The sequence below is a fragment of the Campylobacter sp. IFREMER_LSEM_CL2090 genome, assembly GCF_025771865.1.
Lineage (GTDB): Bacteria > Campylobacterota > Campylobacteria > Campylobacterales > Campylobacteraceae > Campylobacter_D > Campylobacter_D lari_D.
This window is the reverse complement of record NZ_JAKMRA010000006.1, coordinates 115,491-137,801: the sequence shown is the minus strand read 5'-3', so window position 1 is coordinate 137,801 and position 22,311 is coordinate 115,491. Positions and strand designations below refer to the sequence as shown.

21 protein-coding genes are annotated in these 22,311 nt (G+C 29.3%); 10 read left to right on the top strand and 11 right to left on the bottom strand.

All coding sequences use genetic code 11. The annotated features are described in order from the left end of the window. The 8 genes from L8V85_RS05160 to mqnE all read right to left on the bottom strand — a co-directional run. The coding region (locus L8V85_RS05160; RefSeq protein ID WP_263737605.1) for a cache domain-containing protein at positions 1–1,026 on the bottom strand (1,026 nt) is incomplete at its 3' end. A 79-nt stretch (positions 1,027–1,105) separates the two neighbouring features. Continuing rightward, positions 1,106–1,846 (bottom strand): Tfp pilus assembly protein FimT/FimU, encoded by a 741-nt coding sequence (locus L8V85_RS05155; RefSeq protein WP_263661044.1) that lies wholly within the window; start codon positions 1,844–1,846, stop codon positions 1,106–1,108. Beyond that, the gene (locus L8V85_RS05150) at positions 1,843–3,000 is read right to left on the bottom strand and encodes a hypothetical protein (protein ID WP_263672833.1); all 1,158 of its coding nucleotides are present in this window, start codon (positions 2,998–3,000) and stop codon (positions 1,843–1,845) included. The genes L8V85_RS05155 and L8V85_RS05150 overlap by 4 nt, the downstream gene beginning before the upstream one ends. A gap of 6 nt (positions 3,001–3,006) precedes the next feature. Continuing rightward, positions 3,007–3,540 (bottom strand): hypothetical protein, encoded by a 534-nt coding sequence (locus L8V85_RS05145; protein ID WP_133319345.1) that lies wholly within the window; start codon positions 3,538–3,540, stop codon positions 3,007–3,009. Between the two features lies 1 nt (position 3,541). Beyond that, positions 3,542–5,935, bottom strand: a complete 2,394-nt coding sequence (locus L8V85_RS05140; protein ID WP_263737604.1) for a molybdopterin guanine dinucleotide-containing S/N-oxide reductase — start codon at positions 5,933–5,935, stop codon at positions 3,542–3,544. Positions 5,936–5,996: 61 nt separating this feature from the next. Further along, positions 5,997–6,437, bottom strand: a complete 441-nt coding sequence (locus L8V85_RS05135) for a phosphoribosyltransferase (RefSeq protein WP_263737603.1) — start codon at positions 6,435–6,437, stop codon at positions 5,997–5,999. Positions 6,438–6,446: 9 nt separating this feature from the next. Beyond that, the gene (locus L8V85_RS05130) at positions 6,447–7,763 is read right to left on the bottom strand and encodes an NCS2 family permease (RefSeq protein WP_263661047.1); all 1,317 of its coding nucleotides are present in this window, start codon (positions 7,761–7,763) and stop codon (positions 6,447–6,449) included. Between the two features lie 8 nt (positions 7,764–7,771). Further along, a complete protein-coding gene (mqnE, locus tag L8V85_RS05125; RefSeq protein WP_263666234.1) occupies positions 7,772–8,836 on the bottom strand; it encodes an aminofutalosine synthase MqnE in 1,065 nt (354 codons plus the stop codon). 120 nt (positions 8,837–8,956) lie between these two features. Here mqnE and L8V85_RS05120 point away from each other — a divergent pair, with 120 nt between their 5' ends. From L8V85_RS05120 to L8V85_RS05100, 5 genes are all read left to right on the top strand, one after another. Beyond that, complete coding sequence (locus tag L8V85_RS05120) at positions 8,957–11,311, top strand: nucleotidyltransferase (protein WP_263666235.1); 2,355 nt, start codon at positions 8,957–8,959, stop codon at positions 11,309–11,311. 3 nt (positions 11,312–11,314) lie between these two features. Further along, positions 11,315–13,114 (top strand): glutamine--fructose-6-phosphate transaminase (isomerizing), encoded by a 1,800-nt coding sequence (gene glmS, locus L8V85_RS05115; RefSeq protein ID WP_263662841.1) that lies wholly within the window; start codon positions 11,315–11,317, stop codon positions 13,112–13,114. Positions 13,115–13,242: 128 nt separating this feature from the next. Beyond that, entirely contained in the window at positions 13,243–14,634 is a 1,392-nt protein-coding gene (fumC, locus tag L8V85_RS05110; protein ID WP_263737602.1) for a class II fumarate hydratase, read from the top strand. A gap of 41 nt (positions 14,635–14,675) precedes the next feature. Further along, the gene (locus tag L8V85_RS05105) at positions 14,676–15,050 is read left to right on the top strand and encodes an HIT family protein (protein ID WP_220566296.1); all 375 of its coding nucleotides are present in this window, start codon (positions 14,676–14,678) and stop codon (positions 15,048–15,050) included. Between the two features lie 235 nt (positions 15,051–15,285). Next, the gene (locus tag L8V85_RS05100) at positions 15,286–15,660 is read left to right on the top strand and encodes a DUF1090 domain-containing protein (protein WP_263737601.1); all 375 of its coding nucleotides are present in this window, start codon (positions 15,286–15,288) and stop codon (positions 15,658–15,660) included. Between the two features lies 1 nt (position 15,661). On the opposite strand, the gene L8V85_RS05095 is transcribed toward L8V85_RS05100, so the two are convergent. From L8V85_RS05095 to nadD, 3 genes are all read right to left on the bottom strand, one after another. Next, positions 15,662–15,799 (bottom strand): hypothetical protein, encoded by a 138-nt coding sequence (locus L8V85_RS05095; protein ID WP_263661052.1) that lies wholly within the window; start codon positions 15,797–15,799, stop codon positions 15,662–15,664. Between the two features lie 371 nt (positions 15,800–16,170). Further along, positions 16,171–16,500 carry a ribosome silencing factor gene (gene rsfS / locus L8V85_RS05090; RefSeq protein ID WP_263725969.1) on the bottom strand — a complete coding sequence of 110 codons (330 nt, stop codon included), beginning with the start codon at positions 16,498–16,500 and terminating at the stop codon, positions 16,171–16,173. A 13-nt stretch (positions 16,501–16,513) separates the two neighbouring features. Then, positions 16,514–17,059 (bottom strand): nicotinate (nicotinamide) nucleotide adenylyltransferase, encoded by a 546-nt coding sequence (gene nadD / locus L8V85_RS05085; protein WP_263737600.1) that lies wholly within the window; start codon positions 17,057–17,059, stop codon positions 16,514–16,516. Positions 17,060–17,118: 59 nt separating this feature from the next. On the opposite strand from nadD, the gene gap reads away from it, so the two are divergent. From gap to L8V85_RS05060, 5 genes are all read left to right on the top strand, one after another. Further along, positions 17,119–18,114, top strand: a complete 996-nt coding sequence (gene gap / locus L8V85_RS05080) for a type I glyceraldehyde-3-phosphate dehydrogenase (protein ID WP_220566300.1) — start codon at positions 17,119–17,121, stop codon at positions 18,112–18,114. 1 nt (position 18,115) lies between these two features. Then, positions 18,116–19,318, top strand: coding sequence for a phosphoglycerate kinase (locus L8V85_RS05075; RefSeq protein ID WP_263659824.1), 1,203 nt, complete (start codon positions 18,116–18,118; stop codon positions 19,316–19,318). Next, entirely contained in the window at positions 19,315–19,995 is a 681-nt protein-coding gene (locus L8V85_RS05070) for a triose-phosphate isomerase (RefSeq protein WP_263737599.1), read from the top strand. The genes L8V85_RS05075 and L8V85_RS05070 overlap by 4 nt, the downstream gene beginning before the upstream one ends. 3 nt (positions 19,996–19,998) lie before the next feature. Further along, entirely contained in the window at positions 19,999–21,633 is a 1,635-nt protein-coding gene (locus tag L8V85_RS05065; RefSeq protein ID WP_263737598.1) for a hydrogenase small subunit, read from the top strand. Between the two features lie 125 nt (positions 21,634–21,758). Then, positions 21,759–22,307, top strand: a complete 549-nt coding sequence (locus L8V85_RS05060) for an ATP-binding protein (protein WP_263670991.1) — start codon at positions 21,759–21,761, stop codon at positions 22,305–22,307. Positions 22,308–22,311 lie beyond the last annotated feature (4 nt).

Sequence of the window (22,311 nt, the reverse complement as noted above, 5' to 3'; positions counted from 1 at the left end):
GATACCTTTTTGGATTGCTTGTAAAGGGGATAGTAATTTTGAAGAAAAAAAGTAAATAGCAAAACATGAAATAAACAATATAATGATAGAAAAAATAATTTGCTTATATGCGTCTTTTAAAACCAACATCTCCAACTCATCTTGCTTTTGAGTTGCACAAGCAATATAGCTTACTTTAGCTTTTGAATTATCTATATTAGCGCAAATTCCAAATCTTTCTTCTTGTGTATCAACGCTTATATATTCAAATGTTTTATAATCTCCAAATTGCTGATGATATTTTTTTATCTCTTCTATACTTGGATGTTGAGTTAAGATTAGTGATTTATTATTTGATGCAAAAGGAATAGAGCTTGTTGTATCAAAAACAAAAACATTTCCTGGAAGTTTTTCAAAGGTCTTTTGCAAAGATGTTAGCAGTAAATCAACACCTAAAACACCTATCAACTTACCATTTTTCTTAATCGGGGTAGAATAAGTAAAACTAGGTAATTTTGTAACAGAATCTTCATAAACATCGCTTATAAACACTCCATCATTTGCAATAGCCCCTTTATACCAGTCTCTAGAAGTAGCATCGTAACTTGGATCATCATAAGAAGAAACTCCACCACCTCTTTTTCTAAAATTAACTCCTTTTTTATCAGAAACAGTATCGCTTACAAGCATAGTTCCATCGGGAAAACCAACATAGACAGCTAAAGTATTTGATCCATCTTTAAAAATTTTTAAATCATCTCCTAGTATTTGCTCCATAGAATCAAAATTTAAAACTTGATTTTTTCCCAAAGAATCAATGTATTTTTTTATGGCAAGTAAAATATCTATATAACCATCAACATATCCCTCTACTTGAGTTTCTGTGATCAATAAATAATCTTCATTCGCTTGTTTACTGTTTGAAATTAAATTATTTCTACTAGAAACAAATGCCATTATAGTGATTATTGATAAAGCTAAAAAGACAATAATACCAACAACAATGGACAATTTATTTTTCACACTCATTTGTGTATTTGCATTCATGTATCTCCTTTTTTTGTATTTAAATTGAAGTATTTTAGTAAATATATTTTATCAAAAAAATAATAAATTTTAATAAAAATTATATATTATGACAAAATATTTGTTTATTATTTAAAATAATACTCTGCTGGTTTAGTGAAGAAAAATTAGGTATATAAGCATAACCGCTAATAGGATTTATAACTATACATATATGCTGATCTTGTTTATTAGATAATCTTATAATGCAGTTATTATTAAAAGATGAGAGCTTATCATAAGGACGCATAGCATTTTTCAAAGGTGTATATAAGCGACCATAATCATCAAAAATTAAACGCGTACTTCCCTTGCAAGCACCTTCAAACAAAACTTTTGAAATACCATATGTTTTTTCTATATTATATTTTAAATTCGCCTTAGAATCATTTTGATTAATTACTCCGCTTTGTCCTGAGTTCATCAATAAGTTTGGATTAATTAAATCAACAGCTATTTCTCTGTCTTTATTAATCATATTTTTACCTATATTTGCATTACCATCACCATTTTTATCTAAAAAAATAGTATAAGTTTGTTCATTATTTGTAGCTGACTTTGAGCGTATGAAATATAATTGCCATTTGGCTTTAAACCACTCTCGTTTAGCAATGTTAAATTCTTTTACTCTAAAATCATTTTGTATTAATGCTAAATGTCTTGTGTATTTAATATCATTTAAAATTTGTTCAGCCCCTAAACGCAAATAGTCAGGTTTGTAATAAAAATACCCCATAGAAAACAATAAAGATAATATAATACAAACAAAAACTAATTCCATTAAAGTAAAAGCTTGTTTCATTTTATATAATAATAAATTTTATGCCTACCTAAACTAACATATATCTTACTAGTTTTTTTACTAGAATGAAGTTCTAATTTACCTTTGGAAATACCATAAAATTTAAGTCTTAAAGCTAACTCTTTATCTTTAGTGAAAATATGTGTAAAATTTCTTTGTTTTAACTTTGAAGACAATTCTTTAGCAATATGATAATCATAAGCAAAATGTTTTTTTGGATCTTTTAATAAATAATAAAAACTTTGATTAAAAATAATACCAAGATAAAAAAATAGTAAAAAAACTAAAGAGCATTCTATAAAAATTTTATGTTTTAGGCGTAATTGTGGCATTCTTGAGCGATAAGAAGACATTAAATAACGAACTAATAATGGAGTACAAACTACACAAAAAGGTAAAAAGTCTTCTAAAAAAAGTCTTTGTCTTATAGAAAAAATCAAACAAAAAACGAAAGTAGTTGCACTAATAAACCATAAAAGAGGTTTATCATCTTGTAAAAGAATTCTATAAATAACATAAAAAAAATAAAGAAAAATTAAAGGTGAAAAGCAAGCTGCAAAAATACCTAAAGTATCTAAAAAATATCCTTTAGGTTTTCCACTTGCATCAAAACCATAAATACTCATTGCAATAGCAAATAAAATCAAAGAGCATGCAATAAGTAATTTATCTTTTTTATATATAGCAAAAAAGAAAAAAGATAAATATAAAATTACAAAATTTCCATCTACAAAAAGAACTAAAAAAAACAAGATATAAAATAAAAAGAATTTTTTATATTCAAACAGCACCAAAATCAAAAGCGTAAAAAATATTACTATGCTAGATTCATTGATAAGCAAAGCGCTGGCTACACTACCAGGAAGCAATATAAAAAGCACAACAGAAATAAAAGCATCAAAAGAAGTTTTGGTGTATCTTAAAGCCAAAATATACAACAAAATACAACTTAAAGAATGCAACAAAACAAACGGAAGTCTTAATCCAAAATCATTTTGTCCAAGAAGAGCAGTACCAAATCTAGCAATCATAGCAATTAAGCTATGATCGTAAAAATAAATTTGTGCTTCATTGTAGCTGATAGATAAAGTGCTTACACCATATAATAAAGCACAAAAATCAAAAAATAAAACGGCTAATAAATACCTTTTCATTTTTGATTAGTCAAGTTTTACAGGCCCATTACTTGCGTGAGATTGTAAAAATCTTAAAATTCTATCTTTTTCCGCATCAGTGATTTTAGCAAAACCTTGCATAGCAGATAAATATGCATCCCATTCTTCCATTAAATGTTCTTTTGGTTTATGTGCTGCGTGACAACTTGTGCAAGTATCATAATAAGTTAATTCTATCTCATCCCAAGCAAGAATTTCTTGATCGGTCAAATCTTTACTTTTAACTAAAAATTCCATTTCATTGCTTGCATTTTTACCATTTAAAGTAAGTAAAAGATAAATTCCATCTTTGGTATAAGCAAGGCTTTTTGGATTTGACTCCACAACCTCACCTTTGACTTTAATTAAAGAGTATTCACCTTCTTCTTTTATAAGCTCCACTTTAGAGCCTTCATAAATTTGTCCTACTACTTTTTTACTAGCACTATCTAAAAGATCTACTTTTTCATTAAAAATAAACATATCTTTAGCAAACAAAGCACTAGCTAAAAAAGTTAATGTCAATATAATTTTCTTCATTTTAAGCTCCTATGATTTCTGGTGGTGTAGTTGAATTATAAGGTTTTATAACTTCTTTTAGCTTTTTAATACCCACTAAGCAAGTATTTACACTAGTTGCTTGAGCCATAGTTGAAGTTGGTCTTGAGCTTGTTAAAACATTTACATGGCCTGCATTACATCTTGGCTTGCTATCGCTTACATCTTCAGGGTCATACCAAGCACCTTCTTGGATACTAACAACTCCTTCCATGATATTATCTGTTACAAAAGCACCTGCTAAAAGTGATCCACGATCGTTATATACTTCTACAACTTCTCCGTGGGTAATACCAAGTTTTTTAGCATCATTTGTATTAATCATCACAGGCTCTCTACCTTGAATCTTATACAAATCTCTCACCCAAGTATTATCAAGTTGAGAATGCACTCTATATCTTGGATGTGGACTTACTAAATGGAAAGGATATTTTTTAACTAATTTTTCATTGCCCAGCCACTCTGCAGGTTCAAACCATGTTGGATGTGCTTTAAAATCATCTAAATTATATTTTTCAAATTTTGGAGAATAAATTTGGATTTTTCCACTTTCTGTTGCAAGTTTATTTGCCACAGGATCGGCTCTAAATTCAGAGTGTCTTACAAAATTATAAGCTTCTTTTGGTGGTTCAAAATGGATAAAACCTTGTTTCCAAAAATCAGCAAATTCCATATAATAAGGACAATCACTTCTTCCATAAAAACCTTCAAGCCATTGTTGTTTTGTTTTATTACCTGTAAATTTTTTATGCTCTCTCTCGCCAATTCTTTTTGCTAATTCTTCGAAAATATCATAGTCATTTCTACTTTCAAAATAAGGCTCAATTACTTTTTTCATAGCATAAACATAATCTTGAGAATAAGAGCCACCAAAGCTAATATCATCTCTTTCTAAAGTTGTAGTTGAAGGTAATACAATATCTGCCATTTTTGCCATAGGAGTCCACCAAGGCTCATGTACAATTAATGTATCAAGTGTTCTTAAAGCTTTGATAAGTTCATTTGTATTTGGATGATGGCCCAATACAGAAGCGCCCACTACATACATGAGTTTAATTTTAGGATAAGTGATTTCTTTACCTTTAAATTTAACTGTTTTACCTGGGTTTAAAATAGCTTCTGAAACTCTACTTGCAGGAATATTAGTATCAAGATTATTTTTACCTTGTGGTAAACCTACTGGTAATCTTACACCTGAAAATGCTTGACCACCACCTGAATAATGCATAGAAAAACCAAATCCACCACCAGGTAAGCCTACTTGACCTATCATTGAAGCTAAAACCATTAAAGTCCAATCAGCTTGCTCACCATGGTGTGCTCTTTGCATAGCCCAGTTACCTGCTAAAAAGGTTCTATTTTTTACAAAAGTATCTGCCAATGCGGTAATAACTTTTTCTTCAACGCCGGTAATATTTGCAGCCCAAGCTGGAGTTTTATCAATACCATCAGTTTTTCCAAGCAGATAAGGTAAGAATTTGTCAAAACCATCAGTGTATTTTTCAATGAATTTTTTATCATATTTTCCACTTTTATATAAATAATTCATCATACCAAGCATTAAAGCAACATCAGTATTTGGACGAATCTTAATCCACTGGGCATTTAAAATTTCTGCTGTTTGAGTATATTGAGGATCAATAGTTATAAATTTAATTTTTGATTTGCTGTATTTTTTATAATAATCATCATTACCACGATTTGCAACTTTAAAATCAATTTGATTACATTTATAAAGATCAGCTCCCCATAAAACATAAACCTGAGTGTTTTCCAAAATAACTTCATGAGAAGTTTGCAAAGAATAAACTTCCAAATCTCCTACTATGCTAGCATTTACTTTACCAGCAGCACCATTACTATACTCACCATCAGTGCCAATATGGCCACCTAAAGCGGTATTAAAAAATCTTCCTGCTACTGAGTTGCAATTGTGCAATAAACCTACATGTCCCCATGCACCATAACTTGCATTAAATAAATTTTCAATAGGGGTTTCTTTTAATTTTTCCAATACAAGCTCTAAAGCTTTCTCCCAACTTACTCTTACAAAAGGTTCTTTACCTCTTAATTTAGGTCTTTTTTTACCTTCTAAAAAGCTTTTTCTAACACAAGGATACTTTACCCTAGTGTCTGAATAAGTTCTATCGATAATGGCATCAGTTATTACTGAAGGATGTTTATCAGATTTTTGTGGAGTAACTTTTACTATTTTTCCTTCTGAATTTACTTCAGCCCAAAAAGCACCAAAGTGAGTTGCATGAGGAATTTTTTTAGTATCGTAAAATTTTGTTTGTGCTGCCATTAAAGGATTAACGGAAGCAACTGCTGAAGTTGCAGCAAGACCTTTTAAGAATTTTCTTCTTGTTAAACTCATGTTTGTCCTTCCTTTTAGTTTAGTATTTAATTATATTGTATTATTTATAGCTAATAATAAACTAAATTTTAATACTCCAGAAAAAATCAATCCATTCTTTAGCTTCTTTAATATAAAATTCAGGGATTAATAATGCTGAAGTTTTGTAAAAAACACTTGCTACTTTAAGCTCTAAATGAGGAAACTTTTGACTTAAGACTCTCTTAATTTCTATCATAGTTTCACCACTATCTATGATATCATCTACCAAAAGAACTTTTTTATATAAACTAAGATCAGGAATATTAAAAATTTTAATCGTATCTAATTTTTGAGTATCTTCATAATGGATAGAATTTAAAGAAAATAAATTTCTATTACCCATACCTTCTGCTAAAAAATGGCCCAAAGTCATACCACCTCTTGCTATAGCAAGTAAAACATCGGGATTAAATTCCTCTTTTATTTTGCGCGTAAAAGGGATAATTTCTTTTTGAAATTCTTCATAAGCATAATAATACATAATCACTTCCTATAAAAATTGTAATAAAAATACCAATAATGAAATTGCACTTAAAATGATAATTCCAAGATTAATTTTATCAAATTCTTTTTGCATAATACGCATAAATAAATACGCAATAAAACCAAAAGCAAAACCTGTTGTAATAGAATAAGTCAGCGGCATCATAATAATAATAAAAAACGCACTCACAGCTATTGCTTTATCTTTAAAATTAATATTTGCAACTTCCATAAACATTAAAACTCCAACAAGAACCAATACAGGATAAATAGAATTTGCAGGAATAGCTTTAAATACCGGTAGTAAAAATAAAGTGAAAACAAAACATATAGCAGTAACTAAAGCTGTAAGACCTGTTCTACCGCCTGCTTCAACTCCCGCTGAACTCTCCACAAATGCCGTTACAGTAGAGGTACCAACAACTGCTCCCATAGCTGAACTAACAGCATCTACTCCTAAAGTTTTTCCTAGTTTTTTATCACCTTGTTTTGGATCATCAAATATTTTTCCTCTTGAACCTACGCCTGTGATTGTCCCTACGCTATCAAAAAGCTGAGTAACAAAAAAAGTAAGCACTATAGGAATCATACTAAGTTCTAAAGCTCCTTTAATATCAAGCTTACCAAATATTGCACTTAAGCCATTATCTCCGTTTATAACTGGCATCGACAAAAGTTGTTCTGGAAACCTAGCTCCATCAATACCAAAAATCCAAGCACACAAAGCACTTACAAAAACAGCTAAGATAAAAGCAGCTTTAATCCTCCAAGCCCAAAAAACAAAAACTAAAAACAAACCAAATAATCCAAAAAGTACTTTAGTGCTTGAAAAATCTCCCAAGCCTACTAAAGTTGCTTCACTTTTGGTGATAATTCCCATTTGCACAAGTCCCATAAAAGCTATAAAAGTTCCAATACCCGCTGATATAGCTTTTCTTAGATCATTTGGTATGCTTTTTATAACCCAAATTCTAAAATTAGTAAAAGATAATAAAGTAAAAACAATACCTGATAAAAAAACAGCCCCCAAAGCACTTTGCCAAGGAATTTGATAAGTATTACACACGCTAAAAGTAAAATACGCATTTAATCCCATGCCTACACTCATAGCCACAGGAGTATTAGAAAAAAAAGCACTTAAGGTAGTAGCTATAATAGTTACCAAAGCGGTTGCTACGATTAAAGCTTCTAGTGGCATACCTGAATTACTCATTATATTAGCATTAACTGGTATAATATAAATCATTGCTAAAAAGGTAGCAATACCTGCATAAATTTCAGTTTTTACATCGCTATTATGCTCTTTAAGTTTAAAAAAATCCATTTTAATCCTTAATAAATTTTTAGTTCATTATATAAACTATCTCGCTCTATTGCTATATAACCTGAACTTTGAATCATCTCTATGAAGGTTTTTAAACTTAAGCCATTTGAACTTTTTGCTCCACCTGCACTTTGTATGCTTTCTTTTTCTATGGTACCATCTAAATCATTTGCGCCAAAATCTTGAGCCACCATAGCTAAATTTATACCCATAGTTGCCCAATAAGCTTTGATATTTTTAATATTATCAAGCACTATTCTTGCTATAGCTAAAGTTTTTAAAATTTCCACCGAGCCAAGTGGCTTTTTACCTGTAATAAAACTATTATCTTGTTGCCAAACTAAAGGAATAAAAGCATTAAACCCACTTGTTTGATCTTGGAGATTTCTTAATCTTATCATGTGATTAATTCTATTTTCTCTACTTTCTATATGCCCAAATAACATAGTAGCATTACTTTGTTTGCCTTTTTCATGCCAAAGTTTGTGAATTTTTAGCCAATTTTCACTACTTACCTTACCATGACAAATTCTTTTTCTAACTTCTTCATCAAAAATTTCAGCTCCACCACCTGGCATAGAATCAACACCATACTCAAGCATTTTTTCTATTACTTCTTCATAACTCATATCAAAAGCTCTACTTAAAAAATCAACCTCAGCAGCAGTTAGAGCTTTAATGTGTAAAAATGGATATTTTTCTTTAATCATTTTAAAAATTTCTAAATACCACTGCCATGATGTATTTTTATTGTGCGCTGAAACAATATGAATTTCTTTCGTATCTCTTAAAACTGTCTCATCAACTATTTTCATTATCTCTTCATGTGTCATAGTGTAAGGATTAGGATTTTTCCTATGTGCTGAAAAAGCACAAAATTTACAAGTATCTACACATATATTTGTAGGATTAATATGTCGATTGATATTAAAATAAACCTTTTTGCCATGCAAATTAGTACGAATTTTTTGTGCATATTTAGCTAGAGTAAAAAGCTCTAAATCCCAAAGTTTATTAGCCTCTTCTTCGTTTAATCTTTCTTGATTTTCTAATTTTTCTATAATTGTTTGCATATTCTTACCATATTTTTAATTTTAAACTACAATTATAATTTTAACTTACTTAAAATTTAATACAAAGTATTTTTTGGTATGATTTTAACAAAAATTTAAAGCAAGGAATAATTTTCAAAAATGGATATGCAAAAAATTCAAAAATTAAAAAATTCTTTAAAAGACTATGAAGCATATTGTTCTAGACTTTTTTTAAAGCAAGGCTCTTTTAGCTTTTACCATTCTAAAGAGATTGATCGTTTTATAGAAAATATTTATGAACTTGTTTTAAATGATTTTTTTGATGATTTTTTTCCACATAATGACAAAATTCCTTTTTGTATTATCGCCATTAAACAATATGCTAAAATGAATTTAAGCATAAAAGAAAATATTGATTTATTGCTTATTTATAAAGATATAAAAGCTTATAATATTAAGCCTTTAATGAAAGCATTTATTACTTTTTTAAACGATATTGGTTTAAGCATTAACTATCAAATTTGTGAAATAAATGGACTTTATAATATAGCTAAAAATGAGCTTAAACAAAATATTTTACAATATCGCTATATTAGTGGCTCTAAGATTTTATTTAAACAAATCAAAGAAAAAATTTCCCAAGCTCAAGATGAGTTAAAAGAAGAATTTGCTCTAAAAATCTTGCAAGAATTTAACCCTTATTATCAACCTTTAATCAAGCAAGAATTTGATGTTAATAAAAATTTTGGCGGTTTAGATGAGCAACTTAATATAGAAAATTTAAATATTTTATTTAAAGATTCTCCCAAAAATTATATGCTTAATTTTATCAATGAAAAAGAATTTAGCGAATTTAAGCTTGCGAGTGATTTTTTATTTTCACTTAAATGTGCAATGAATCTTTTAGAAGGTAAAAACACAAATTTATTTTTAATACAAAATTCACAAGAACTTGCCAACTTAATGCATAAAAAAGAAAAGAAAAATTTAGATCTTAAATCCATACTCATTCAAAAAGCAATGCAAAGTATGCAAATTTGTGGAATTTATACACATTTTTTAGCAAGATGCATCCAGGAAAAACATTATAAAGAAAATAAACTTTATGAAATACAAGATAACTTTTTTACTTATTCAGATGAAAATGAAAATTTAAATTCAATACTCAATCGACTTTTAAAACTAGAAGATGAGGATTTTATTTTTGATATTAAACTAATTTTTGCATTAAAAAGAGCAAAAAATAATGATGAAAATTTGGAGTTATTTAAAGGTATATTAGAAAAAAAACATTCTTTTAGTATTTTAAAACTACTAAACAATGCAAACATTTTAAAAGATTTTTGCAAACCATTAATTCAAAGTAAATTTTTACTCGAAGAAGAAGGTGTTTATAGCGCATTAGATAGAGCATTACTTTGCTTAAAATACTTTGAAGAAAAAGATTGCAAATTTGATAAAAAAACACTTCTAATAATAAAGCTTACCATACTTTTAAGTGCTATTCATGAAGAAAATGAAATTTCTTTAGCTAATATTTACAGAGCTTATGTTGGAAAATTCCAAGTTGATAATGAACTTTTAGATTTTGGCTTAAGATTATTTAAAAATTTCAATGCTTTTAAAGATATTATAGAAAAAGAAGATATTTATAATTCTACTATTGTATTAAATTTTATTTCCAAATTAAATGATACTCATACCCTAAAAACCTTACATCTTTTATCTTTTTGCAATGCTAAAGCTTTGGGTATAGAAAATCATTTTTATTATAAAAGTTTAGAAAGATTGTTTCAAAATGCACTAGAAGGTTTTGAGGATGAAAATTTAATTGATGAGAGTCAAAGAAGGGTAAAAAAAGAACAAACCCTAAAAAGAAGCAAGGCTTTTTTAGATCTTGATGAGCAAACTCAAAACAATATCACTCATATTAAATCTAATCTCTTTTTTATAAAAAATAGCTTTGAAAAAATCATTAAAATAACACAGATTGCGCAAAAAGAAAATTTTACTTTTTGGCTTGACAATCAAGATAATTTTACTCTAGAGCTTATAATGAATAGAAAAAATAATCTTGAAAATATACTCAACGCTTTAAGTTCTTTAAATTTAGTCTTTATGAGTTTTTTTGAATTATTTGATGAAAAAGTTTATCTGAAATTTGAATATTCAGATATAGTAAGTGATAATCAAAAACAAAGTTTAGAAAATTTACTTAATTCTAAATTGCATTTAAAAGTACAAAAAAAGGCAAAAAAACCAAACATTAAAAAAGATGAATTAAAATTAGACATGAATTATTCCAAAAGCTATGCCAAAATAACCTTAAACACAAAAGATCAAAAAGGTTTAATGGCTTATGTAATGGATGTGCTTGTAAGATATGATATTGTCTTAAGTGCAGCAAAAATTCAAACTATAAAAGAAAGAACGCGAAATGTTTTGATTTTGCATAAAAATGAAAGCTTGCAAGATCATAAAGATCAAATTCTTAAATCACTAATAAGCGAGTAAAAGATGTGTGGAATAGTAGGTTATATAGGAACTAAAGAAAAGAAAAAAATCATATTAGAAGGTTTAAAAGAGCTTGAATATAGAGGCTATGATAGCGCCGGTATAGCAGTAATGAAAGATGGAGAATTAGACTTTTTTAAAGCGGTTGGAAAATTAGAAAATTTAGCTAACAAAACTGCTAATTTTAATAGTGATGGATTTGGGCTTGCTATAGGCCATACGCGTTGGGCAACTCATGGAAAACCAACCGAAATAAATGCGCATCCACATTTAGGACAATACTCTTGTGTAATACATAATGGAATCATAGAAAATTACCAAGAATTAAAAACAAAACTCACACAAGAAGGTATTAATTTTCTAAGTCAAACTGACACTGAAGTTATTGTACATTTATTTGAATATCATGCGAGTAATTTAGAACCATTTGAAGCTTTTAAAAAGACTATAGCTGAACTAAAAGGTGCTTTTGCAATCTTGCTTGTGAGTAAAAAAGATCCTAATACAATTTATTTTGCTAAAAATGCTGTGCCACTCATCATCGGAAAAAATGGCGATGAAAATGAATATTATTTTGCATCAAGTGATGCACCTTTAGTTTCTTTAGTGGATAAAGTAGCCTATCTTGAAGATGGAGATTATGGATATGTTAATTTAAACGAATGTAAAATTTGTCATGATCAAGCTTGTATACAACCTACTTTTGTGGCTTTAAGTCAAGATAAAAGTTATGCTCAAAAAGATGGTTATAGGTTTTTCATGGAAAAAGAAATTTATGAGCAAAGTAGAGTTTTAGGCGAAGTTTTAATGGGACGATTACAAGGTGAGCAGATTGTTTTTGAAGATATAAATGAAACTCTTTTACAAAACATAGATGAAATCACACTTTGTGCTTGTGGTACAAGCTATCATGCAGCATTAAGTGGGGCTTATTTACTTGAAAGACTTGCAAAAATTAAAACTAAAGTTGAAGTAGCAAGTGAATTTAGATACAGAGAAGCCATTATAGGTAAAAATACTCTTTTTATAGTAATCTCTCAAAGTGGTGAAACAGCTGATACACTAGAAGCTTTAAAAATAGCAAAAACACAAGGAGTTAAAACTTTAGCAATATGCAATGTGGATAATTCTAACATCGTGCGTTTGGCTGATATATCTTTACTTACTAGAGCGGGTATTGAAAAAGGCGTAGCTTCAACTAAAGCATTTGCCACTCAAGTAGCAACTTTATGGATGCTTGCAATCTATCTTGCACAAAAAGCAAATTTAGATATGAGTAAAGAAATCAAAGCTCTAAGAAGTTTACCAAGTATAGTTAAAGTTGAACAAAACTTGCATGAAAAAGTACATAGAATTTCAAAAAGATACCTACATGGCCATGGCTTTTTCTTTATAGGAAGAGATGTATTTTATCCACTAGCACTAGAAGGAGCTTTAAAACTTAAAGAAATTTCATACTTACATGCTGAAGGCTATCCAGCAGGAGAGATGAAACATGGACCTATTGCTCTAGCAGATAGTGAGCTTTTTACCGTTGCATTAATGCCGCAAAATTGTCTTTATGAAAAAACAAAATCAAATGTAGAAGAATTAGCTGCAAGGGATTCTACTTTACTTGCTATCTCTCCACTTGATTTTGATTTAAGTGATGATTTTATAAAAACTTCAAAACAAGAGCACTATATGTGCGAATTTTTCGAAATGATGGTAATCTTACAGCTTCTAGCTTTAGAAGTTTCTATAAGACTTGGCAATGATGTGGATATGCCAAGAAATCTAGCAAAAAGTGTTACAGTAGAATAGTATTTGTGTAGTTTTGAAAAAAACTACACCTTTCTTCAAAAATTTTATAAATACTTCTTAAATTATAAGCAAACTTTAGGGTTTATTTAGTTTAAATATCACAACTTATTTTATTACAAGGAAAGGCCATGGAATACAGAATCGAACACGATACTATGGGAGAGATAAAAGTTCCTAATGATAAATATTGGGGAGCACAAACTGAAAGAAGTTTTGAAAATTTTAAAATTGGTTGTGAGAAAATGCCAAAAGTTTTAATTTATGCTTTTGCAAATCTTAAAAAATCTTTGGCTTTGGTAAATAATAAACTTGGTAAATTAGATGATGCTAAAAAAAATGCTATCGTGCAAGCTTGCGATGAAATTGTAGCAGGAAAATTTGACGATAATTTCCCACTAGCAATATGGCAAACAGGTTCAGGCACTCAAAGCAATATGAATATGAATGAAGTTATAGCAAACCGTGCAACTGAAATTATGGGTGGAGATTTTAGAAAAGAAAAGCTTGTTCATCCAAATGATCATGTAAATATGAGTCAAAGTTCAAATGATACTTTTCCAACTGCTATGAGTATAGTTTCGGTAGAGCAAGTAGAGAAAAAACTTATCCCTGCTTTAGATGAGCTTATTGCAACTTTTGAAAAAAAAGTAAAAGAATTTGAAGGAATTATTAAAATAGGAAGAACTCACCTTCAAGATGCTACACCACTTACCCTAGCTCAAGAATTTAGCGGATATCTTTCTATGTTACTTCACTCAAAAGAGCAAATCATCGCTTCTTTACCTACATTAAGAGAACTTGCAATAGGTGGGACAGCTGTTGGTACAGGATTGAATGCTCATCCAGAACTTAGCGAAAAAGTAAGTGAAGAATTAAGCAAGCTTTTAGGCACTAAATTTATTTCAAGTCCAAATAAATTCCATGCCCTAACAAGCCATGATGCAATTAATTTTACTCATGGGGCCATGAAAGGCTTAGCTGCAAATTTAATGAAAATAGCAAATGATATTAGATGGCTAGCAAGTGGCCCTAGATGTGGTCTTGGAGAGTTAAACATACCTGAAAACGAACCAGGAAGTTCTATCATGCCAGGCAAGGTTAATCCTACTCAATGCGAAGCTTTAACTATGGTTGCAGTGCAAGTTATGGGAAATGATGCAGCTATTGGCTTTGCAGCAAGCCAAGGAAATTTCGAGCTTAATGTTTTCAAGCCTGTGATTATTTATAACTTCTTGCAAAGCCTTGATTTATTAGCTGATGCTATGCATTCATTTAATATCCATTGTGCTGTTGGTATAGAGCCAAATAAAGAAAAAATAGATCATAATTTACATAATTCTTTAATGCTAGTAACTGCACTAAATCCACACATTGGCTATGAAAATGCAGCTAAAGTAGCAAAAAATGCTCATAAAAAAGGTATTTCTTTAAAAGAAAGTGCTATGGAGCTTGGCTTAGTAAGCGAAGAAGACTTTGCTAAATTTGTAGATCCTACAAAAATGATAGGAGTAAAAAAATAATCAAAAGACTAGGAATAACCCTAGTCTTTTTAAGGATTTAGATGATTTATGAAAATGATTTTTTATTTATAGAAAAAGAAGATTCTCAAATTCCTTGGGTAAAAATTTTTACTAAAGAAAATTACAGAGAATTAAGTGATTGTCCATCCTTTTTACAAAATATGCTTTTTCAGTATGTTTTAGCTTGCGAATTAAGCCTTAGAGAATACTACAACCCAGAAAAAATCAACATAGCTTCCTTTGCAAACTATGTGCCAAGAGTGCATTTTCATGTTATGGCACGCTTTAAAGAAGATGGGTTTTTTCCTGAATGCATGTGGGGAAAACAACAAAGAGAAATTAAGGATTTAAAATTGCCTGATTTTGAAGGATTTGTATCAATTTTACTTAAAAAAATAAATAATATTCATGTTTAAAAATTTATTAATTCTAGTTATCAAGTCCTATTACATTATCTACTTAGGATTATTTTAGTACAAAAATCATATAAGTTTAAAATATGAGAAAATCAAACTATAAGCTTGATAATAATTCATCTTTATTTTTATAAAAGGTCAAATAACTTTTTTTAAAACTCATGTTTTTATTAAAAACAGCAAATAAATTATTTAATATAATAAACTAAAATTTGAAAAAAGAAAGGTTTAAACTATGAAGCAATTGTTATTTTTACTTACACTTTGCTCACTTGCATTTTCCACGCAATGTGAGGTTAAAATAAAGCAAATTCAAAAAGAAATAGCTTATGCTAAAAATTACAATCATCAAGAAAAAGCTTTAAGTTTAGAATTAGCCTTAAAAGAAGTTCAAGCAGATTGTGCAAAAGATCCTCTTTTTTATGATAAAAAATTAGAGGCTAAAAAACTTAAAGAACAAGAGATAGAAAAAATCGAACAAGAGTTAAAAGAATTAAAAAAACAAAAAGATTATATGAGTAAAACAGAGTATAAAAACAAAAAACAAGCTTTAAAAGACAAAAAAGACAAAATCAAAAAAGAGATTGAAGAATATATCAGCAAACTCTAATTTAATTCCAAATTTGCCACCATTTTTTATTTTGTTGTTTTAGTTTTTGCATTAAAATATTTTGATTTTTTAATGCAAACTCATTTTCTCCATCAAGCTTTGGTAATTCTTTGGTATATTCTAAAACTTGTTTACTCAATCATTTTATTAAAAAATTCTATAGCCTTTTGATAATCTTCCAAATTCTCAAAGTCGCTTCTTAAACAAGAGCTAGATCAATACAAGTTTACAATTTTTTAAGGCTTTTATTTGCTTATCTAAAAGTATATAAACTCTAGCTCTGTTAAAATATACTAAATAATATGTATTATCTAGTACATGGTTTTATTGAAAGCCAAAAGTACTTCTTGAAATTTCAAACAATTAAATCCACAAAATGCTCTATTATGATAAGCTTCCAAAAACAATACGCTCGCTTAAAACTTCATCGCATTTTTCAAATTCTGAATTTTCAAAATATTCTTTAGCTAAATCTGATAATTCAGTGATTAGATTATCCAAATATTAATCCTAGTTTTGATTTTCTTTATTTAAACTTTTCAAAAATTCTTCTATATTATATTTTGCTCTATAAGTTTCACTCATTAAGTGAATCAAAATATCTCCTAAATCAAGTACAGTCCATTCTTCACTACTTTCTATATTTAAAAACTCCTCACCTTTGCTTTTAAGATTAGTTTTTAAATCATCAATCAAAGAAAGCGCGTGTCTTTCCCCCATAGTAGTAGCAATCACTACAAATTTAACAAAATAATCCTTATCTTGCATATCAAAGCTTTCTATTAAATCTGCTTTTTTATCATCTAAAATCTGCACTATATTATTAATTCTTTCTTGCATTGTTTTCCTTTTGTTAAATATTTTTAAATTTAGAATAATAAAGCTTAACTTCTTCTTTGATTTGCTCACAAACTTGCGTTGTTTGTAAAGTTTGTCTTATAAAAGATGAAGAGATATTTACTTTAGTATCTAAAGTTTTAAAATGTTTTGGTATAAAAATATCATCTCTTTTAGCTACAACAAATTCTACCAAATTTTGCAATCTTTCAAATTCATGCCATTTTTCAAGACTTTGCAAATGATCAGCTCCTAAAATAAGATAAAATTTTGAAATTTCATATTGCTTATATAAAAATTCAACACTTTCTATACTAGGCACAGGTCTTTGCTTTTTTATTTCAAAATCACAAATTTCAACTTTTATTAAGCTTCCCCAAATTTCCTTGCACCATTTTAAGCGTCTTTGTTCATCTGCAGTAAATTCTTGTTTAAAAAGACTAATAAAAGTAGGCATAATAATGAGCTTATCAAGCTCTAAATTTTCTAATGCATTTAAGACTATAGCATTATGACCTAAATGAGGCGGATCAAAACTACCGCCAAAAAGTGCGATTTTCATTAAAATTTAACCTTTTTTTAGTAGAATTTTATCTACTTAATCATAAAAAGGAAATGAAAATGGCTGTAAAAGTTGCAATAAATGGCTTTGGACGCATTGGAAGATGTGTTGCAAGAATTATCATGAAACGCGATGATATAGAACTTGTAGCGATTAATGATACTACTGATATTGAACTCACAAAATATCTTTTTAAATACGACACCGTTCATGGGGTATATGATGGTAGTGTTGAGAATGAAAATGATGATTTAATAATTGATAATAAAAAAATAAAAGTTTTAAAAAGTAGAAATGTAGCAGATTTGGACTTTGCAAAATATGGCGCACAAATTGTTTTAGAGTGTACCGGTGCACACTTAACTATGGAAAAATGTCAAGGATTTTTAGATCATGGGGTGCAAAAAGTCATCATGAGTGCACCTGCAAAAGATAAAACTCCAACCTATGTTTTAGGAGTAAATGCACATGAATACAAAGGCGAAAATATCATCTCAAATGCAAGTTGTACCACCAACTGCCTAGGACCAATTTGTAGAGTTTTGCAAGATAATTTTGGCATAGAAAAAGGTTTAATGACTACTATACATGCTTACACCAATGGTCAAAGTATTATTGATGCAAAAGCAAGAGATAAAAGAAGATCACGCGCTGCTGCGCAAAATATCATCCCTACTTCTACCGGTGCAGCAAAAGCTATGAAGCTTGTTATGCCTGAACTTGATGGAAAATTACATGGTCAAAGCATGCGTGTGCCTGTAGCTGATGTATCAACTGTAGATTTAACTGCAACTTTAAAGAAAAAAGTAAGTAAAGAAGAAATCAATGAAGCCTTTAGAAAAGCAGCTGCTAGTAATTTAAAAGGCATATTATTAGTTGATGATGAAGAAAGAGTTTCAAGTGATTTTATAACTTGCTCTTATGGTGCAATTGTAGCAAGTGATTTAACTCAAGTTATTTGTGATGATTTTGTTAAAGTGGTTGCTTGGTATGATAATGAATGGGGTTATTCTTCTCGTTTAGTAGATATGGCAGTATTTATAGCAAAGGCTTAAGATGAGTAGTATTTTATCGATTAAAGATATTGATCTTGCAAAGAAAAAAGTATTTATAAGATGTGATTTTAATGTTCCTCAAGATGAGTTTTTAAATATCACCGACGATCGTCGTATTCGCTCGGCCATCCCTACTATAAGGTATTGTTTAGATAATGGCTGTGCAGTTATTTTAGCTTCACATTTAGGGCGTCCAAAAGAAATAGCTTCAAAATACTCTTTAGAACCAGTTGCAAAAAGACTTGCACGCTTAATGGCTAAAGAAGTCATCATGGCTAAAGATGTTATAGGTGAAGATGCAAAGAAAAAAGCTAGCGAATTAAAATCAAGTGAAATTTTGCTTTTAGAAAATTTACGCTTTGAAAAGGGTGAAACTAAGAATGATGAAAATTTAGCCAAAGAACTTGCTTCTATGGCTGATGTTTATATTAATGATGCTTTTGGGGTTTGTCATAGAGCCCATGCTAGCGTTGAAGCTATTACAAAATACTTTGATAATACAAACAAGGGTGCGGGATTTTTACTCCAAAAAGAAATTGAGTTTGCAAGCAATCTTATCAAACACCCTGCGCGTCCTTTTGTGGCCGTAGTAGGTGGTTCTAAAGTAAGTGGGAAATTACAAGCTTTGACTAACTTACTTCCAAAAGTAGATAAATTAATCATAGGCGGAGGTATGGCCTTTACTTTCTTAAAAGCTCAAGGTTATGATATAGGAAATTCTCTTTTAGAAGAAGATTTAATTGAAGAAGCAAATAAAATCTTACTCAAAGGTAAAAATCTAGGTGTAAAAATTTATCTTCCTGTGGATGTTACAGCAGCGCAAACTTGCTCTCAAGAAGCAGTAATGAAATACACCCCTGTGCAAGAAATTCCTGCAGGTTGGATGGGACTTGATATAGGTCCTGCTAGCGTAAGATTATTTAAAGAGGCACTTTCTGATGCTCAAACTATATGGTGGAATGGGCCTATGGGGGTTTTTGAAATCGATAAATTCTCAAAAGGTAGCATTAAAATGAGTCATTATATTAGCGAATCTCATGCAACAACTGTAATAGGTGGTGGTGATACTGCTGATGTTGTAGCAAGAGCGGGTGATGCTGATGAGATGACTTTCATTTCAACTGGCGGTGGGGCATCATTAGAACTTATAGAAGGAAAAGAACTTCCTGGTGTAAAACCTTTGACTATAAAGGATAATGAATGATTTTTGCAGCAAATTTAAAGTGCAATCATACAAGATCAAGCTTTGAACTTTATGCTCAAGAATTAAACCAAAACTTAAACAAAGAAGATGAAATTTTCATCTTCCCTCCTAGTATAGCTTTCTTAAAAGACAATTTTTCATTTCAGCAAGGCGCGCAGAATTTCTACCCTTGTGAAAATGGAGCATATACCGGAGAAATAGGTAAAATTCACTTAGAAGAATTTAATATCAAAAGCGTTTTAATAGGCCACTCTGAAAGGAGAGCTTTAAGTGAAAATGAAAGCTTTTTAAGGGCTAAATTTGATTTTGCAAAAAATCTTGATTTTAATATCATTTATTGTATAGGCGAAAGTTTAGAAACCAAAAATACTAATAAAAGCTTGGATTTTTTAAAAAAACAAATTGAAAATATTGATTTATCTTATAAAAAACTTATCATAGCATATGAGCCTATTTATTCTATAGGCACAGGAGTTAGTGCTAATCTTGATGATATTAATACCATACTTAATTTTTTAAGAGAATTTACTAACACTAAGCTTTTATATGGTGGAAGTGTTAATCAAAACAATATTAAAGAAATTTGTGCTTTAAAAAATTGTGATGGAGTATTAATAGGTTCAGCCGCATTAAATGCAAATGATTTTTTAAATATGATACAAATAGCCAAAGGTTAAAAAATGTCTTTAAGCAATGAAGAATTAAAAAGCATATTAGAGCATAAAATTGCTCTATTAGAAAACTCGCACAAAGAAGAGAAAAATATCTCATTAGAAGCCGTAAATTCCATCATTAAAATTTTAGGTTTGCCAAATGATTTTAGCCCTTTAGCACATAGATATTTTCAACTTCACACCCCACCTAGTCTAATATGGCTTCATTTAAGTGAATGCACAGGGTGTAGTGAGAGTTTGCTTAGAACTTCATTGCCTGACTTTTTAGATCTAATTTTTGATTTTATTTCTTTAGAATATCATGAAACCTTTATGAGTGCAAGCGGACACCAGGCAGAATCGCATTTAGAAGAAGTTTTAGAAAAAAAAGATTTTCTTTTGGCCGTTGAAGGCGGGGTTTGTGCTATAGATCCTTTTTATCTAACTATAGGAGCACATGGTGAAAATGGATATGAAATTTTACAAAAATGTGCCAAAAATGCTAAAACAATCTTTGCTATGGGAACTTGCTCAAGCTATGGAGGAATTCAAGCTGCACACCCAAACCCTACCAAAAGCATAGGAATTTCTAAAGTCTTGGAAAAAAAAGTAATCAATATACCAGGTTGTCCTCCAAGTGATGTAAATATCATCGCAGCGCTTTGCTTTTATATATTATTTGAGCAAGACATGGCTTTAGATGAACAAAATAGACCTTTGGCTTTTTATGGTAAATGTTTGCATGATTTATGTGAAAGAAAAGCTAAATTTGAAGCAGGCAATTTTGCTCAAAGTTTTGATGATGAAAATATAAAACAAGGTTATTGTCTTTTTAAAGTAGGTTGTAAAGGACCTTATGCTTATAATAATTGCCCTAAGGTTAAATTTAATTCCAAAACCTCTTGGCCAGTAGCTGCAGGACATGGCTGTATTGCCTGTAGTGAAGAGAATTTTTGGGATGATTTTGGTTTTTATGAAAAACCTATGAGCAATGAATTTGCTTATAATAATTTTTCTATTATATTGGATAATAAAATAGTCCATAATAGCTCTAATAATGAGCTTAATTCAGATAATATTTTGTTAGATTTAGAAAGCGATATTAGTGGAATTTTTTATCAAAATGACACAAAGATTAATTTTTTAGACTTTAGTTTTGAAGCTAATCCTAAAGTTTTTTTAAATAATTTTGCAAAAACTAAAATGGCTATGACTTTAGTACAAAACTATCAAGAGCAATTTAAAACATATTATAATTTTATACAAGAAAATTATGATGATGAAAGCAAAATTAGCAATAATATCTTAGATTTATTTTATTTTATATATCCTTTTATTAGCGGAAAAAAATTAAGCCATTTAGATGAGTTTTTAGATCTTGCTTTAGCTTATAAGTTCAAACATCCTAGCAAATTTGATTTTAAAACTACCATTAATGAACAAGCAAAGCTTGATGTTTCTAAGTCAATGCGTATGCCTTTGATTTATATTTTAGGTGGTTTAGATAAAGAAGCTATTGCTTTTGGATTGATTTTTTCTTTAAAAGAAAATTTAAAACAGGCTTTAAAAGCATGTAAAAATATACATAACAAAAAACAAATTTTAATACACTCAAATAATGAAAAAATACTAAAATTATTTTGGGATTTAACGAGTGTTTAAAGACTTAATGATAAAATATTTATCTCCCTAGTATTTGAAATTTGCAAAGCTTAAAAACTTTGCAAATTTATTTAAGATTTAGTTATTTTGACGATATAACTTTATCTTGATTTGAAAGGAACATTATGCAAATTTCTAGCTACAACTCTCAAAATTTTTCTATGGATATAAAAACAAAAAACGGCAATCATCTTTCTTTTTCTATGTACGATAAAAAAGAAGCAAAATTAGATAAAGATGGAAATTCAGCATCTTTGAGTTTAAGAAATCAATTTGGTTTTTCGTTTTCATATAGTGGCACAAAACTTTCGCAAGAAGAAATTGAAGAAATTAAAGAAGCAGTAGCCAAAGTACAGCCTCAAATTGATGAATTTATGAAAAACTCAAGAGTAGGAACCTTAAAGCCAAAAGAGCTTATCACCACTGCGATGAAAATTGGCGATGCTCTGCCTATACCAAAAAATGAAGAGCACAAAAAAGCAACCTTGCATGAGTTATTTAATATTATGGATAAAAGTATAAATAAAGAAATGACAAAAACTGATCTTGAAGATATTAAAAAACAGATTTTCCAAGATAGTGCTAAATTATTAGAAGAAATTTGGAAGCAATATAACAATCAAGAAAAGAAAAAAGAAGAAGAAAATAATAAAGAATTTGGATTTTACGCTTAAGAAG